Consider the following 13,032-nt stretch of genomic DNA (forward strand, 5'->3'; position numbering starts at 1 on the left):
TCTTAAGCCGACTTGGGAGTGGCGCGGCGCAGAAACAGGAAGCCGACGACCGCGCTGACGACCGTCAGCGGCAGTGTCCACGCGACGAGCGCCGCGGGCGAGGTCGTGACGAAGAACTGGCCGACGTCTCCCCACGACTCGGTAGTCGTGATCACCCACGCGGCCCCGATGAGTACCGCCGCAAGGCCGATGAAGAATGCGTACAGGCCGTACGCCTTCCACCGCACCCAGACGGTCGCGACGGCGGCTCCGAGGAAGAAGAACAGCAGCATGAGGCCGAAGTACGCGAACCACAGGACCGCGAGCGGCTCGTCGTACATCCCGTACGGGGCGAAGAACGCTGCGTCCATGCCCCACCCGTCCGTGGCGGACTCGATCGCGGCCAGCACGGTGAGCCCCGTCGCGTACAGCAGCGACAGGAGAACGAAATACAGGGCGCTGCCCAGGTAGAAGTCGCGGCGCGTGACCGCGAAACCCAGCGCAAACGGGAAAGTCAGGTTCATGGTCTGCACCGCCACGACCATCATGAACACGATGATCCAGGAGATACCGCCGCTGTATTGGAAGGCGCCCGCCTCGAGGTTCTCCATGCCCCCGGCGGCCTGCACCACCATCAGCCAGATGGCGAGGTTGCCCGCGAACACGATGAACGTGATGAGCCACGGCAGGACCAGTGTGGGCATCGGGTTGGCGACGTGGAGTCGCACCACGTTCCAGATGCGGGTGGGCGCGGGAGCGACGTGGCGCTCGTGAGCGACGGCGGTCATGCCGACACCTCCTCGGTGAGAGTTCCACCCGTACGGCGGACGATGAGTTCTTGAAGGGAGACCGGGGTTGCTTCCAGTCCGGCCGATGCCGCGGCTCGCTTGTCCTCGGCGCTTAGGCCCGCGACGGTCACCGAGGCGATGCCGCCGATGGTGGAGCGGTCGAGCACCTCGCGGTGCGCGGAGAACGCGTCGACATCGGACGCCTTCCCGACGAGAGTGGTGGCCGAGCCGCGCAACTCCTCGGCGTCGGCGTTGATAAGAAGCCGGCCGTTGTCGATCACGAGGACGCGCTGAAGGAGCGCGGCCGCCTCGTCGATCAGGTGGGTCGACAGCACGATGGTGCGGGGGTGCTCCGCGTAGTCCTCGAGGAGCAGGTCGTAGAAGCGGCGGCGAGCGACGGCGTCGAGACCCGCGTAGGGCTCGTCGAGGAACGTCAGCTCGGCCCGCGAGGCGATGCCGACGATGGCGCCGATGGCGCTGCGCTGGCCGCGCGAGAGCTTCTTGATCTTGCGATCCATAGGGGCCCCGAAGGCCTCGACCAGGTGCTGTGCGAGGTCCTCGTCCCAGTGCGGGAAGAACCGCGGCGCGACACGGAGTACGTGCTTGCCCTGGAAGTCGTCGGGGTAGACCTGCGACTCCTTAATGAAGCAGGTGCGGCCCACGGCGCGGGCGTTCTCCACGGGGCGCTCGCCGAAGATCTTCACGTCGCCACGGGTGGCGAAGTCCTGTCCGGTGAGCAGCTGCATGAGGGTGGTCTTGCCGGCGCCATTGCGGCCCAGCAGGCCGTGGATGCCGCCCTGTTCGAGTGAGAACGAGACGTCGTCGACGGCGGTGACCTTGCCGAAGCGTTTGGTGAGGCCGGCGGCCTCGACGATGGCGGTCATCGGTTCATCTCCTTGGCGATCATGTCGGTGAGTTCTGAGGACGTCAGGCCGAGCCCGCGGGCCCGGTCGACGAGGGGACGCACGTGAGCGTCGGCGAATTCGGAGCGGCGCTGGTCGAGCAGTCGCGCCCTGGCACCCTCGGCCACGAACATCCCGATCCCGCGGCGCTTGTACAGCACGCCGGCGTCGACCAAGAGGTTCACCCCCTTGAGCGCGGTGGCCGGGTTGATGCGGTGGAAGGCGGCGAGCGCGTTGATGGACGGCACCTGGGTCTCCTCCCCCAGCGAGCCGTCGAGGATCTCCCCCTCGAGCTGCTGAGCGATCTGCAGGAAGATCGGCTGACCGTCGTCCACGCCGCCACCTCCGGGTTCATTGGTTAGTTACTTGTGTAACTAAGTAACCACGTCGGCGGAGCTTCGTCAACACTTTGCAGCCGATGCCGTGGCTAGCAGGCACGATGCTCGCCTCGGTACGTGCACGGCGTGGGAATGTCGGGACCTGGCCGTAAGGTGTGAGGCATGGCTGACACACCCCTCGTCTGGATCGACTGCGAGATGACCGGGCTCGATCCCGTGAACGATGCGCTGATCGAGGTCGCGTGCCTCGTCACCGACTCCGAGCTCAACATCCTGGGCGACGGCGTGCAGGTGGTCATCAAGCCGTCCGCCGAGGCCCTCGCGGGCATGAACGACTTCGTGCGCGACATGCACACCTCGTCGGGCCTGCTGCCCGAGCTTGAACACGGCACCACCATGGAGGACGCCCAGGCCCAGGTGCTTGCCTACATCGCGAAGCACGCGCCGGTCGCCGGCAAGTCGCCCCTCGCGGGCAACACCGTCGGCATGGACCGCATCTTCCTCGCGCGCGACATGCCCGACGTCACCGCCTACCTCCACTACCGCGTGGTCGACGTATCGTCCATCAAGGAACTGGTGCGCCGCTGGTACCCGCGCGTGTTCTTCAACGCCCCCGCCAAGACCGGTGGACACCGCGCCTTGGGCGACATCCGCGACTCCATTACCGAACTGCGCTACTACCGCCAGACGGTGCTCGCGGAGCTGCCGGGCCCCGACTCGGACACGGCCGCTGCTGCCGCAGCTCGTGTCACCGAACGCCAGACGGGAGAATCCGGCACGCAGACGGAGACGGCGACCGCCTAGAGGCCGCACCTGTGCACCACACGGGCGTCGCGAGCAGGGCCGCGGACACGGTATGATCGTCGTCGGTCCTGATTCAGGCGCCGAATGGTGGCTATAGCTCAGCTGGTAGAGCACCGCGTTGTGGTCGCGGGGGCCGCGGGTTCAAGTCCCGTTAGCCACCCCATCTCGCAAGGCCCCCGGGGGACACCCGGGGGCCTTCGCTTTTGACCCAAGGCCTTGCCTCGTTGCGCGCGCACGCGGGTACCCTGGAGCGTCGCGTGACCCGCCCCGTCAGGAGGATCAGAATGCTCGCAGCGCTCACCGGCGCCGGACTCTCGGCCGCCGCGGGCCTCAACGCCTTCATCCCGTTGCTCGTCGTCGGACTGTTCGCGCGCTTCACCGACTTCATCGTGCTGCCGGACCATTTGTTGTGGCTCGAGTCGTGGCCCATGATCATCGCCTCCGCGGTGTTCCTCGCGCTCGAACTCGTCGTCGACAAGATCCCCGGCGTCGATCATGTCAACGACCTCATCCAGACGGCCATCCGGCCGCTCGTGGGCGGCGTGATCTTCGCGGCCACCGCCGCCGCGACTGCCGTCGACTCGTCGACGTTCTGGCAGGACAATCCGCTGGTCGCGGGGCTGGTGGGTGCGGTGCTGACCCTCGCCGTTCACGTCGGCAAGGCCGCCTCTCGCCCGGCGGTCAACGCGACGACGGGCGGCACAGGAGCGCCGCTCGCATCCTTCGCTGAGGACGCCATCTCGCTCACGCTGTGTTTGGTCGCGATCTTTGTGCCGATCCTCGTCGTGGTGGTGTTCATCGTCATCGGCGTCGCGATCTACCGCATCGTCACGAGCGGTCGACGGCGCCGCCGCCACCGCGAGATGCGCCAGGCACAGGAACGGCTCGAACGTGAGGAGCAGGAGGCCGAGGGCGGCGTCGTCGCGTGGTGGCGCTCCAAGTGGCGCGAGCCTCGCCTCACGCCCCGGCGAGGCGAGGCGCAATCGCCGTCCCAGCCGTCGGCCGAGTCGCCCGAGGTGCCGGCACCGCGCGAGCCTTAGTCCGCGAGTCTTAGCAAGCGAGCCCTAGCCCGCCACCGTGCCGAAGTCCGCGAGGAAGTCGGCCACAAAGTCGTTTGCGGGAGCCTCGGTCACCTCGTCGGGCGTGCCGAGTTGCTCCAGCTCGCCACCCTTGGACAGCACGGCGAGGCGGTCGCCAAGGATCACGGCCTCACGCATGTCGTGTGTGACCATCATGACGGTGAGTCCCAGCTGACGCTGCAGCTCGAGGAACTCCTGCTGGAGGCGGCGTCGCCCCTGCGGGTCCACGGCGCCGAACGGCTCGTCCATGAGCATCACGGGCGGCTCGACCGCGAGCGCGCGGGCCACGCCCACACGCTGACGCTCACCCCCGGACAGCTCGTGCGGGTAGCGATTCCCGTACGTCGCGTGCGGCAGGCCCACCAGGTCGAGGAGCTCCTCGACCCGCGCGCGGGTGCGGTCCTTGTCCCACTTCAGGAGCCCCGGCACCGTGGCGACGTTTTGCGCGACGGTGCGGTGGGGGAACAGCCCCACGTGCTGAATGACGTAGCCGATGGACCGGCGCAGCTTCACCGGATCCTGACTCATCACGTCGGCGCCGTCGACAGTGATGATGCCGCCGCTGGGCTCCACCAGCCGGTTGACCATCCGCAGTGTGGTCGACTTCCCGCAGCCCGACGGGCCGACCAGGCACAGCACCTCCCCCGGCGTCACGGTCAGGCTCAGGTCCCCCACCGCGACGGTGCCGTCGGGGTACTCCTTGCGCACGTGATCGAAGGCGATGCCGGCGTGATCCATCCCGCCACGTTATCGCGAAGCGTCACCCAGCCACGGCATCGGCCCTCGTCAGCGCGCGTCACCGACCACGAAGGTCGACCCTGTACGGTCGTGGCATGGACGCCGTGCCCAACCCGTGGTTCTCGTGGGACTACGTCGAGCGCAACTGGAGCGAGGTCTCCGAGCAGCTGGTGATTCACACCACGCTGACGCTGCAGGCGATCCTCATCGCGTTCGTGATCGCCTTCCCCCTCGCCGTCGTCGCGCGGCGCATCCCGCGACTCGCCGGCCCCATCATGGGCGTCTCTGGCGTGCTCTACACCATTCCGTCGTTCGCGCTCTTTGGCCTCCTGGCGCCCTTCACGGGCATCGGCCGCACCACGGTGCTGATCGGACTCGTGGCCTACGCGCTGCTCGTGCTCGTGCGCAACATCGTGGTGGGGCTCCAGGGCGTGGACCGCGACGTGGTCGATGCGGCGCGCGGGCTGGGCTACACCCCGGCGCGCATGCTGTTCCAGGTGGAACTTCCCAACGCCCTGCCGTCCATCATCGCGGGGCTGAGGATCGCGACTGTCTCCACCGTCGCACTCGTCACGGTCGGTGTGGTGGTCGGCTATGGCGGGCTGGGCCAGCTCATGTTCCGCGGCCTGCAGTCCGACTACCGCGCACAGATCATGACGGCCACCCTGCTGTGCCTGGCGCTCGCGCTGGTCCTCGACCTGCTGCTCGCGCTTGCGGGGCGGATGGCTACCCCGTGGCTGCGCAGGAGGGCGTCATGAGCCTCATCACCGACGCGTGGGACTACCTCACCACGTGGGAGAACTGGACCGGCGCCAACGGCCTGACCACCGCCACGTTCGACGGCGGCTGGCGCTTCGCCCAGGACTCGATCATCGCGCTCACCCTCGAGCACCTGTGGATGTCGTTTGCCGCGGTCTCGCTCGCGATCCTCGTCGCGCTGCCGCTGGGGCTGTTCCTGGGCCACGTGCGCCGCGGCGGCGCCACCACGGTGGTCGTGTCCAACGTGACGCGGGCCATGCCCACGCTGGCGCTGCTCACGCTGTTCGCGGCCTCGGCCATCGGCTACGGCAACACGGCCGTCATCCTCGCCGCGGCGATCTTCGCCTTCCCGCCCATCCTCACCAACGCCTACACCGGCATGGCCGATGTCGACCCCGACATCCGTGAGGCGGCCGTGGGCCAGGGCCTCACCCCTCGCCAGGTGGCCCTACGCGTGGAACTGCCGCTCGCGATCCCGCTCATCGCCGCGGGCCTGCGCACCTCGACCGTGCAGACGGTGGCAACGGTGCCGCTCGCGGCGCTCGTGGCCGGCGGCGGCCTGGGCGTCATCGTGAACACCGGACTCGCGACCCAGCGCTACGGACAGGTGCTCGCTGGCGCCATCATCATCGCCGCGCTCGCGCTCACTATCGACTTCGTCATGAGCCGGCTGCAGCGCGCCGTCACCCCCGCACCCCTGCGCGAGGCGGCGGCGACCGCGGCGTAGAGCCACACACCCAACCGGTCGCGGTCAGCCCCACCCATCCACGGCCGCTGGCGCGACGAACATACGGCGCCAGCCACCGCATCGGCCCTCCGCCTCGCACCGAGCGCGCCGCCCGCTTATGGTGGAAAGGTCCTGGTGGGAACAGAATCGGCGGCGCCTGGGTTGGTGAGGTTGTCCGTCCCCAATACGAGGAGCATCGATGCACACCCGTCCGTACACCTTGCGTCCGTACACGCTGGCCGCCCTGGCCGTCGCCTCGCTGGCGCTGACCGCCTGTAGCTCGGGCGGAACCGACGAGGAAAGCCCCACGGCGGGCACCTCCGACGCCCCCGCCACGTCGGAGTCCGCGACCGCAGGCACCGGCGCCACCGCGCAGGAGTGCCTGCCCGTGCCCGGCGAGCAGCTCGTGGTCCTCGAGGACGACATGATGCTGCAGAACTCCGACAACATCATCCCCGCGCTGAACGCCGACGCCGCGAGCCAGGACGTCCTCGACGTGCTCGCCGCCGTCTCCGGCGCCCTCGATACCCCCACGCTCATCGAGCTGAACAAGTCCGTCGACATCGACCGCCAGACCTCCGAGGAGGTCGCCGAGGCGTGGGTCGAGCAGGCCGCCCTCGACATCGCCGAGTCCGGCGACGGCTCCCTCACCATCGGCGCCGCGAACTTCTCCGAGAACATCACGCTCGCGGAGATTTACGCCGACGCCCTCGACATGGCCGGCTACGACACTGAGGTGCGCGAGATCGGCAACCGCGAGACGTACCTCCCGGCGCTCGAGTCCGGCGAGATCGACATCGTGCCCGAGTACGCCGCCACGTTCACCGAGTTCCTCGAGGGCGACGTGGAGACCGCCGTCGCGTCCGGCGACATCACCGAGACGGTCGCGGCGCTCGAGCCGCTGGCCGAGGAGCGTGGCCTGGTGGTCGGCGAGCCCGCCGAGGCTCAGGACCAGAACGCCTTCGCCGTCACCCAGGGCTTTGTGGACCAGTACGGCGTGACCACCCTGTCGCAGCTGGCCGAGTCCTGCGGAGGCATCGTCCTGGGCGGTCCCCCGGAGTGCCCCGAGCGCCCGTTCTGCCAGCCCGGTCTGGAAGACACCTATGGCATCGAGGTCGCGGAGTTCCGCTCGCTCGACGCCGGCGGCCCGCTGACGAAGAACGCCATCACCACCGGCGAGATCGCGCTCGGCCTGGTGTTCTCCTCCGACGGAGCGCTCGCCACGAGCTGACGGCTCCCCGAGAGACCGTCCCACGAAGGCCCGACCGCCGCTGAGAGGTGGTCGGGTCTTCGCGTGTCTGGAGCGGCTCACGCGTGGTGCCGCGCCGGGCTAGTGGCGCGGCAGGCCGGTGACGGCCGATGCCGCGGCGAGGAACGACTCCACCACCCGGTCGGCGCCGTCAAGGTAGCCGCCCACGAGCGCGGCGTCGCGCAGCAGCACCAACTGTGCGGCGGCGCCCGCGGGGTCCTGGACGCCCGCAGCCTCAGCGGCCTGCTCGAGGCTCTGGCGGAACCACGCGCGGTGGGCGTCGATCAGTTCCCTCACCTCCGATGCCGGATCCGGGTACTCCGCAGCCGCGTTGATGAACGGGCATCCGCGCGTGTGACGCTGCGCGATGTCCTGGGCGATCGCGAGCACCGCGAGACCGAGCTGCTCCTCGGGTGGTGCCGCAGCGGCCTGCGCGGCGAGTGAGCGAATCCCGGCGTCCTCGCCTCTCAGGTACGCGAGCACGAGCCCCTCCTTGCCCGCGAAGTGGCGGTACAAGGTGGCACGGGGCACGCGCGCCTCGGTCACAATGCGGTCCACACCGACCGCGTGGATTCCCTCGTCATAGAACAGGGCCGATGCCGTCGCGAGCAGCCGCTCACGCGGGCTCTCGCTGGGGCTGGGCGGGGTCATGGTTGCCATGCTAGTGGAACGTTCGTTCTCTCCGAGGTATGCCGCGGCGTCGTCGTGCACGTCCGTCTAGCCAGGTAAAGACCCATTCTCGGAACCTACACCGAGAAAGTGCGGAGAGTGCGGAATGAACAAGGTGAGAACGAACGTTCTCCCTCATGTCCAGGTCAACCGATCCGGACATCAGGGGCCAGAAAGGCCCACCCCGGGACCGTCCGGCCCCCGACAGCAAAGGATCACCGCCATGACCACCATCACCACCCGCGAGGCCCGCCAGATCTCTGCCGCGAACGCCTCCGGCCGCCCCACTGCCCTCCTTGTCCACGGCCTGTGGCTCCTCGCCGAAAGCTGGGACGCCTGGCGCGAGCACCTCGAGGACGCCGGCTACGCCGTCGTCGTCGCCGAATGGCCCGCCGAGGTCGCAGATGTGGAGGCCGCCCGCCGCGACCCGTCCTTCTTCGCCGGCGTCGGCGTCGGCGAGGTCACCGACCACCTCGCCGAGGTCGCCGCCGCCCTGGCCGTGAAGCCGCTGCTCATCGGCCACTCCTTCGGCGGCCTGCTGGTCCAGCGCGTCGCCGACCGCGGCCTTGCGGCAGCCACCGTCGCGATCGACCCGGCCCCGTTCAAGGGCGTGCTGCCCCTGCCGCTGACGACCCTGAAGGCGTCGTTCCCTGTGCTGGGCAACCCGGCCAACCGCACGCGCACCGTCACCCTCACCTTCGACGAGTTCCGCTACGGCTTCGCCAACGCGACCACCGAGGACGAGGCTCGCGCCCTGTACGAGGCCCACCACATCGCCGCCCCCGGCCGCCCGCTGTTCCAGGCGGCGACGGCGAACTTCAACCCGAAGGCGGCCACACGGATCGACGTGAAGAACCCCGAGCGCGGCCCGCTGCTGGTGATCTCCGGCGAGAAGGACACCATCGTCCCCCGCGCCATCGCCCACGCCGCGTACCGCCTGCAGTCGCGCAACGCGGCGGTCACCGAGTTTGTCGAGATCGAGGGTCGCGGCCACTCCCTCACCATCGACTCAGGTTGGGTCGAGGTCGCCGATGCCGCCCTCGCCTTCGCCGCCCAGCACGTCCCGCAGCCCGTCGCCTAAGCGATACACGTCGGGCCCGGTCCTCACTGAGAGGGCCGGGCCCGACGCATCCCCGGCTACCGTGGGTAGCGTGCGCGACGGCGAACCTCTCATGGGCGGCAACATGGGCGACGTGCGGCGTATGGGCGACCTCGTCGAGCGGCCCGCGGGCGAGTGGACTCCCGCCGTCCACCGCCTGTTGCGCCACCTCTCGGCGCGGGGCATCGCGGACATTCCCCTTCCGGTGGCTACCGACGGCGAGCGGGAAACCGTGACCTTCGTTGACGGCGAGGTCCCTGCGTATCCGATGCCACGGTGGATCTGGACGGAGGAGGCCCTCGAGTCCTCGGCGACGCTGCTGCGCCGCCTTCACGACGCGACGGTGGGCGCGGACCAGGAGGGCCCGTGGCGCTCCCCCGTCCGCGAGCCCGCCGAGGTGATCTGCCACCAGGACTTCGCCCCGTACAACCTCGTGTTCCGCGACGGTGTGGCCGTGGGGGTCATCGACTGGGACTTTGCCGTGCCGGGCCCGCGCGTCTGGGATCTCGCGTACCTCGCGTATCGCATCGTTCCCCTGACAACCGAGGACATGGGCGACGGCCTCGACAGCGCCGCCCGCTCCCGCCGTCTTGCCGCCTTGCTCCACGCCTACGGCACTGACGTTGCTGCGGCGGAAGTCCTCGCGGTCGTCGTCGAGCGACTTGAGGCACTGGCGGAGTTCTCGGATCGGATGGCCGCTGAGTTAGAGCGGGCCGAGCTCGCCGACCATGCCGCGCTCTACCGGCGCGACGCGACCGTTCTTCGCATGAGCCTCGATGCCTCGTGAGGCGGGCCCGGGCACCGCGACGGTCAGAAATCCACCGATTGCAGGTATGAGAGTCCTGCCACCGTGGGGCCGAAGGGGTCGAATCCGCGATCGTCGATCGGATCGCGCTCGACCACATAGAACTCCACGTCGTCGCCGGCCGCGGCGAAGACCGCGGGGAAGTCGACCGTGCCCTCTCCCACCGTCGTGATCGACCCGTCTTCTGCCATGTCCTTCACATGGAGCAGTGGGATCCGGTCACGGTGCTCGGCGACGAGAACGCTGGGGTCGACTCCCGCGGCCGCAGCCCAATACAGGTCGAGCTCGAACACGACGTTGTCAGGCTCCGTGTACTCGACGAGGATGTCGAACGCCGTCTGGTCGCCGTCGACCTCGGCGAACTCCCAGTCATGAAGGTGGACGAGGAAGGTCAGCCCCTGGTCGCGCGCGGACTTTCCCAGCTGGTCGATGCGCTCGGCAAAGGCGACCCACTCATCGCGCGTGGCGAGGTCGCGGGGGGTCTCCCCCGCGCCGACGAACTCGGTCCCGAGCGTCAGGGCGGTGTCGATCTGGTCGGCCCACTGAACGTCGGACGTCGCCGCCGTGACGGACGTGTGCAGCGCGCTGACCTTGAGTCCGTGCGAGTCCAGCAGACCCCGATACTCCTGGTCGTCGAGGCCGTGGAAGCCCGCGTAGTCGACGACCTCGACGTAGCGGTATCCCGCGTCGGACAACGAGGCGAGGACCTCGTCCTGACGGGCACGAGTCTCCGCGTCCTCGCCGAAGCCGATGTAGTAGAAGAAGTTGAACAACTGGGCGCTGATCTGGTCATCGGCGATGACCGATGCCTCCCGCGCCTCGCCCTCGGGCCGCGCGAGCATCCAGGCAGCCGGGAGCGCACAAGCAATGACGATCGTGCTCGCCAGAAGTGTCTGGCGCCGAGTCATCCGATTCATGGCGTGCTGTCACTCCTCTCGGCGACTGCGGGCCCATGCCCACGCCACCGCCTCCGACACCCTAGGCCACGAGGACCCGGAGCCCAGGCGTGCCTCCCCCGTCACCCCGCCGCTACCTCGTCCCCTACATCCCAGCCCGTCGATTCGACGATCGACGGGCTGCACTGCCGATTTCTGCGCTCCAGCCCGTCGATGCCACGATCGATGTGCTGGAGCGCTAATCAGACCGGCCCAGAAACAGAAAAGGCCCGGATCCTTGCGGACCCGGGCCTTCACTCGTACACCCCCTGGGACTTGAACCCAGAACCCACTGATTAAGAGTCAGTTGCTCTGCCAATTGAGCTAGAGGTGCATGCACGCCGCTGCGCGGTGCGAGAAATAACTATAGCAAGAGTTCTCCCGGTTGCGAAATCCACTCCGCGACGTCAGGGGGCGCCGGTACCGTGGACTCATGAGCGACAACCGTCTGACTGCGGGCGACACTGCCCCCGAGTTCACCGCGACCACCGACCAGGGCACCTTCTCCCTGGCAGACCAGCGCGGCAAGCACGTCATCCTGTACTTCTACCCTGCGGCCATGACGCCCGGGTGCACCACCGAGGCGTGCGACTTCCGCGACTCCCTCGACGCGCTCCAGGCGAAGGGCTACGAGGTGGTCGGCATCTCGAAGGACACCCCCGAGAAGCTCGCCGAGTTCCGCGAGTCCGAGGGCCTCACCTTCACCCTCGTGTCCGACGGGGACAAGGCGATCCAGGAGGCGTACGGCGCGTGGGGCGAGAAGCTCAACTACGGCAAGACCGTCGTGGGCTCCATCCGTTCGACCGTCGTCGTCGACCCCGAGGGCAAGGTCGAACTCGCGCTGTACAACGTCAAGGCCACCGGTCACGTGGCGCGCGTGCGCCGCGAACTGGGCGTCGACGCCTAATTACGACGGACGGCCGATGCGGGGGTTGCCCAACAATCCCCGTATCCTGGGTGCCGCGCGCGAGTGGCGGAATTGGCAGACGCGCTGGATTTAGGTTCCAGTGTCCTCGGACGTGGGGGTTCAAGTCCCCCCTCGCGCACCACACAGCACGCGGCCCCGGCCGCCTACCCGATCAAGCGGGAGGCGTCCGGGGCCGTGTGTGTGAAGGCTGTGCTTAGGCCTGCTGCTCGGCGAGCTTCTGGCGAACCTCGTCCATGTCGAGGTCGGCGACGGCGTCGACGACCTGCTTGAGCTGCGGGGCGGGCAGCGCGCCGGCCTGCTGGAACACCAGGATGCCGTCGCGGAAGGCCATGAGGGTCGGGATCGCGGTCACGCCGAACTGGGCACCCAGCGCCTGCTCTGCCTCGGTGTCGACCTTGCCGTGCACCACGGCGGGGTTCTCGTCGGATGACGCCTCGTAGATGGGGGCGAAACGCTTACAAGGTCCGCACCAGTCGGCCCAGAAGTCGACCAGGACGATGCCCTCCTTCGTCACGGTCTCCTCGAAGGTCTCGGTGGTCAGATCAACGGTTGCCATGGGGCTTCCTTTCTTGTGTTGCTCCCCTGGATCGCCTGGGAGAACACATACACCCCTGGCGCTATTCCACTACCTTGCCATGTGTCGGCGCGCGCGTGGACCAGACCCCGCCGGAGCGGGTACAAAGGACGGCATGACGGATATGGCGGAGCTGCCCCCCGAACCCTCCGGATGGCTCAGCGATCGTGAACTTCAGCACGTGCGCGGCGAGTTGCCGATGGTCTACGTGAACGTGGTCCCGGTGCGGGTCGACGCGAGCGGTGAGGTCACCGAGGTGGGCCTGCTGCTGCGGGCCGACGACGACGCGATCTCGCGCGCCCTCATCGCGGGCCGGGTGCTGTACCACGAGCGCATCCGCGACGCGCTGATCCGCAACATCGAGAAGGACCTGGGCGGTGTCGCGCTCCCGCGGCTTCCCGCGAACCCCACGCCGTTCGCGGTGGCGGAGTACTTCCCTACGAAGGGCATCACGCCGTTCCACGACACCCGCCAGCATGCCGTCGCGATGGCGTACATCGTGCCGGTGGACGGCGACTGCGAGCCCAGCCAGAATGCGCTCGACATCGTGTGGCTCACCCCCGAGGAGGCCGCGAGCGAGGACGTCGCCTCCGACATGCTCGGCGGCCAGCACACGCTGCTGCGTCAGGCGCTCGCACACTGCGGCCTGCTGCAGTAAT

General features: G+C 68.7%; 16 protein-coding genes and 3 tRNA genes. 11 read left to right on the forward strand and 8 right to left on the reverse strand.

Annotation, left to right across the window (positions count from 1 at the left end):
• Positions 1–2: 2 nt before the first annotated feature.
• From B7K24_RS11010 to B7K24_RS11020, 3 genes are read right to left on the reverse strand one after another with little or no spacing between them, the layout of a single operon-like run.
• Positions 3–767: a hypothetical protein gene (locus tag B7K24_RS11010; protein ID WP_084130379.1), complete on the reverse strand. Its 765-nt coding sequence runs from the start codon at positions 765–767 to the stop codon at positions 3–5.
• On the reverse strand, positions 764–1,651 hold the full coding sequence (locus tag B7K24_RS11015) for an ABC transporter ATP-binding protein (protein ID WP_084130380.1): 888 nt from the start codon (positions 1,649–1,651) through the stop codon (positions 764–766). Before B7K24_RS11015 ends, B7K24_RS11010 begins: the two co-directional genes overlap by 4 nt.
• Complete coding sequence (locus tag B7K24_RS11020) at positions 1,648–2,004, reverse strand: GntR family transcriptional regulator (protein ID WP_084130381.1); 357 nt, start codon at positions 2,002–2,004, stop codon at positions 1,648–1,650. Before B7K24_RS11020 ends, B7K24_RS11015 begins: the two co-directional genes overlap by 4 nt.
• 165 nt (positions 2,005–2,169) lie before the next feature.
• Here B7K24_RS11020 and orn point away from each other — a divergent pair, with 165 nt between their 5' ends.
• From orn to B7K24_RS11035, 3 genes are all read left to right on the forward strand, one after another.
• The gene (gene orn, locus B7K24_RS11025) at positions 2,170–2,811 is read left to right on the forward strand and encodes an oligoribonuclease (protein ID WP_084130382.1); all 642 of its coding nucleotides are present in this window, start codon (positions 2,170–2,172) and stop codon (positions 2,809–2,811) included.
• Positions 2,812–2,898: 87 nt separating this feature from the next.
• A tRNA-His gene (locus B7K24_RS11030) sits at positions 2,899–2,974 on the forward strand.
• A 121-nt stretch (positions 2,975–3,095) separates the two neighbouring features.
• Positions 3,096–3,851 (forward strand): DUF4126 domain-containing protein, encoded by a 756-nt coding sequence (locus B7K24_RS11035; RefSeq protein ID WP_084130383.1) that lies wholly within the window; start codon positions 3,096–3,098, stop codon positions 3,849–3,851.
• 24 nt (positions 3,852–3,875) lie between these two features.
• Here B7K24_RS11035 and B7K24_RS11040 read toward each other — a convergent pair whose 3' ends face one another.
• Positions 3,876–4,628 (reverse strand): ABC transporter ATP-binding protein, encoded by a 753-nt coding sequence (locus tag B7K24_RS11040; protein ID WP_084130384.1) that lies wholly within the window; start codon positions 4,626–4,628, stop codon positions 3,876–3,878.
• A 95-nt stretch (positions 4,629–4,723) separates the two neighbouring features.
• Between B7K24_RS11040 and B7K24_RS11045 the strand changes: the two genes are divergently transcribed.
• The 3 genes from B7K24_RS11045 (at position 4,724) to B7K24_RS11055 (ending at position 7,345) form a co-directional block, all read left to right on the forward strand.
• Positions 4,724–5,386 (forward strand): ABC transporter permease, encoded by a 663-nt coding sequence (locus B7K24_RS11045; RefSeq protein ID WP_084130385.1) that lies wholly within the window; start codon positions 4,724–4,726, stop codon positions 5,384–5,386.
• A complete protein-coding gene (locus B7K24_RS11050) occupies positions 5,383–6,114 on the forward strand; it encodes an ABC transporter permease (RefSeq protein ID WP_084130429.1) in 732 nt (243 codons plus the stop codon). Before B7K24_RS11045 ends, B7K24_RS11050 begins: the two co-directional genes overlap by 4 nt.
• Before the next feature lie 199 nt (positions 6,115–6,313).
• The gene (locus B7K24_RS11055; protein WP_084130386.1) at positions 6,314–7,345 is read left to right on the forward strand and encodes a glycine betaine ABC transporter substrate-binding protein; all 1,032 of its coding nucleotides are present in this window, start codon (positions 6,314–6,316) and stop codon (positions 7,343–7,345) included.
• Positions 7,346–7,444: 99 nt separating this feature from the next.
• Here the strand turns inward: B7K24_RS11055 and B7K24_RS11060 are convergent, their stop codons facing one another.
• A complete protein-coding gene (locus B7K24_RS11060) occupies positions 7,445–8,014 on the reverse strand; it encodes a TetR/AcrR family transcriptional regulator (protein WP_084130430.1) in 570 nt (189 codons plus the stop codon).
• Between the two features lie 241 nt (positions 8,015–8,255).
• Here B7K24_RS11060 and B7K24_RS11065 point away from each other — a divergent pair, with 241 nt between their 5' ends.
• The gene (locus tag B7K24_RS11065) at positions 8,256–9,113 is read left to right on the forward strand and encodes an alpha/beta hydrolase (protein ID WP_084130387.1); all 858 of its coding nucleotides are present in this window, start codon (positions 8,256–8,258) and stop codon (positions 9,111–9,113) included.
• Between the two features lie 70 nt (positions 9,114–9,183).
• The gene (locus B7K24_RS11070) at positions 9,184–9,918 is read left to right on the forward strand and encodes a phosphotransferase enzyme family protein (RefSeq protein WP_234986681.1); all 735 of its coding nucleotides are present in this window, start codon (positions 9,184–9,186) and stop codon (positions 9,916–9,918) included.
• Positions 9,919–9,941: 23 nt separating this feature from the next.
• On the opposite strand, the gene B7K24_RS11075 is transcribed toward B7K24_RS11070, so the two are convergent.
• Together B7K24_RS11075 and B7K24_RS11080 are read right to left on the reverse strand one after the other, a co-directional pair.
• A complete protein-coding gene (locus B7K24_RS11075; RefSeq protein ID WP_084130388.1) occupies positions 9,942–10,853 on the reverse strand; it encodes a sugar phosphate isomerase/epimerase in 912 nt (303 codons plus the stop codon).
• A gap of 279 nt (positions 10,854–11,132) precedes the next feature.
• Positions 11,133–11,205, reverse strand: a tRNA-Lys gene (locus B7K24_RS11080).
• 99 nt (positions 11,206–11,304) lie between these two features.
• On the opposite strand from B7K24_RS11080, the gene bcp reads away from it, so the two are divergent.
• Entirely contained in the window at positions 11,305–11,778 is a 474-nt protein-coding gene (gene bcp, locus B7K24_RS11085; protein WP_084130389.1) for a thioredoxin-dependent thiol peroxidase, read from the forward strand.
• Between the two features lie 57 nt (positions 11,779–11,835).
• Positions 11,836–11,920: transfer RNA gene (locus tag B7K24_RS11090), tRNA-Leu, on the forward strand.
• Positions 11,921–11,992: 72 nt separating this feature from the next.
• On the opposite strand, the gene trxA is transcribed toward B7K24_RS11090, so the two are convergent.
• Positions 11,993–12,355 (reverse strand): thioredoxin, encoded by a 363-nt coding sequence (trxA, locus tag B7K24_RS11095; protein WP_084130390.1) that lies wholly within the window; start codon positions 12,353–12,355, stop codon positions 11,993–11,995.
• A gap of 133 nt (positions 12,356–12,488) precedes the next feature.
• On the opposite strand from trxA, the gene B7K24_RS11100 reads away from it, so the two are divergent.
• A complete protein-coding gene (locus B7K24_RS11100; RefSeq protein WP_084130391.1) occupies positions 12,489–13,031 on the forward strand; it encodes a DUF4916 domain-containing protein in 543 nt (180 codons plus the stop codon).
• The last annotated feature ends 1 nt before the right edge of the window (position 13,032 follow it).

The organism is Demequina sp. NBRC 110055 (genome assembly GCF_002090135.1).
Taxonomy (GTDB): domain Bacteria; phylum Actinomycetota; class Actinomycetes; order Actinomycetales; family Demequinaceae; genus Demequina.

Excerpts from the sequence above, each read along its gene's own strand:
- B7K24_RS11010 (WP_084130379.1), bottom strand. The coding sequence starts at position 767 with ATGACCGCCGTCGCTCACGAGCGCCACGTCGCTCCCGCGCCCACCCGC.
- B7K24_RS11015 (WP_084130380.1), bottom strand. The coding sequence starts at position 1,651 with ATGACCGCCATCGTCGAGGCCGCCGGCCTCACCAAACGCTTCGGCAAG.
- orn (WP_084130382.1), top strand. The coding sequence starts at position 2,170 with ATGGCTGACACACCCCTCGTCTGGATCGACTGCGAGATGACCGGGCTC.
- B7K24_RS11035 (WP_084130383.1), top strand. The coding sequence starts at position 3,096 with ATGCTCGCAGCGCTCACCGGCGCCGGACTCTCGGCCGCCGCGGGCCTC.
- B7K24_RS11040 (WP_084130384.1), bottom strand. The coding sequence starts at position 4,628 with ATGGATCACGCCGGCATCGCCTTCGATCACGTGCGCAAGGAGTACCCC.
- B7K24_RS11045 (WP_084130385.1), top strand. The coding sequence starts at position 4,724 with ATGGACGCCGTGCCCAACCCGTGGTTCTCGTGGGACTACGTCGAGCGC.
- B7K24_RS11050 (WP_084130429.1), top strand. The coding sequence starts at position 5,383 with ATGAGCCTCATCACCGACGCGTGGGACTACCTCACCACGTGGGAGAAC.
- B7K24_RS11055 (WP_084130386.1), top strand. The coding sequence starts at position 6,314 with ATGCACACCCGTCCGTACACCTTGCGTCCGTACACGCTGGCCGCCCTG.
- B7K24_RS11060 (WP_084130430.1), bottom strand. The coding sequence starts at position 8,014 with ATGACCCCGCCCAGCCCCAGCGAGAGCCCGCGTGAGCGGCTGCTCGCG.
- B7K24_RS11065 (WP_084130387.1), top strand. The coding sequence starts at position 8,256 with ATGACCACCATCACCACCCGCGAGGCCCGCCAGATCTCTGCCGCGAAC.
- B7K24_RS11075 (WP_084130388.1), bottom strand. The coding sequence starts at position 10,853 with ATGAATCGGATGACTCGGCGCCAGACACTTCTGGCGAGCACGATCGTC.
- bcp (WP_084130389.1), top strand. The coding sequence starts at position 11,305 with ATGAGCGACAACCGTCTGACTGCGGGCGACACTGCCCCCGAGTTCACC.
- trxA (WP_084130390.1), bottom strand. The coding sequence starts at position 12,355 with ATGGCAACCGTTGATCTGACCACCGAGACCTTCGAGGAGACCGTGACG.
- B7K24_RS11100 (WP_084130391.1), top strand. The coding sequence starts at position 12,489 with ATGACGGATATGGCGGAGCTGCCCCCCGAACCCTCCGGATGGCTCAGC.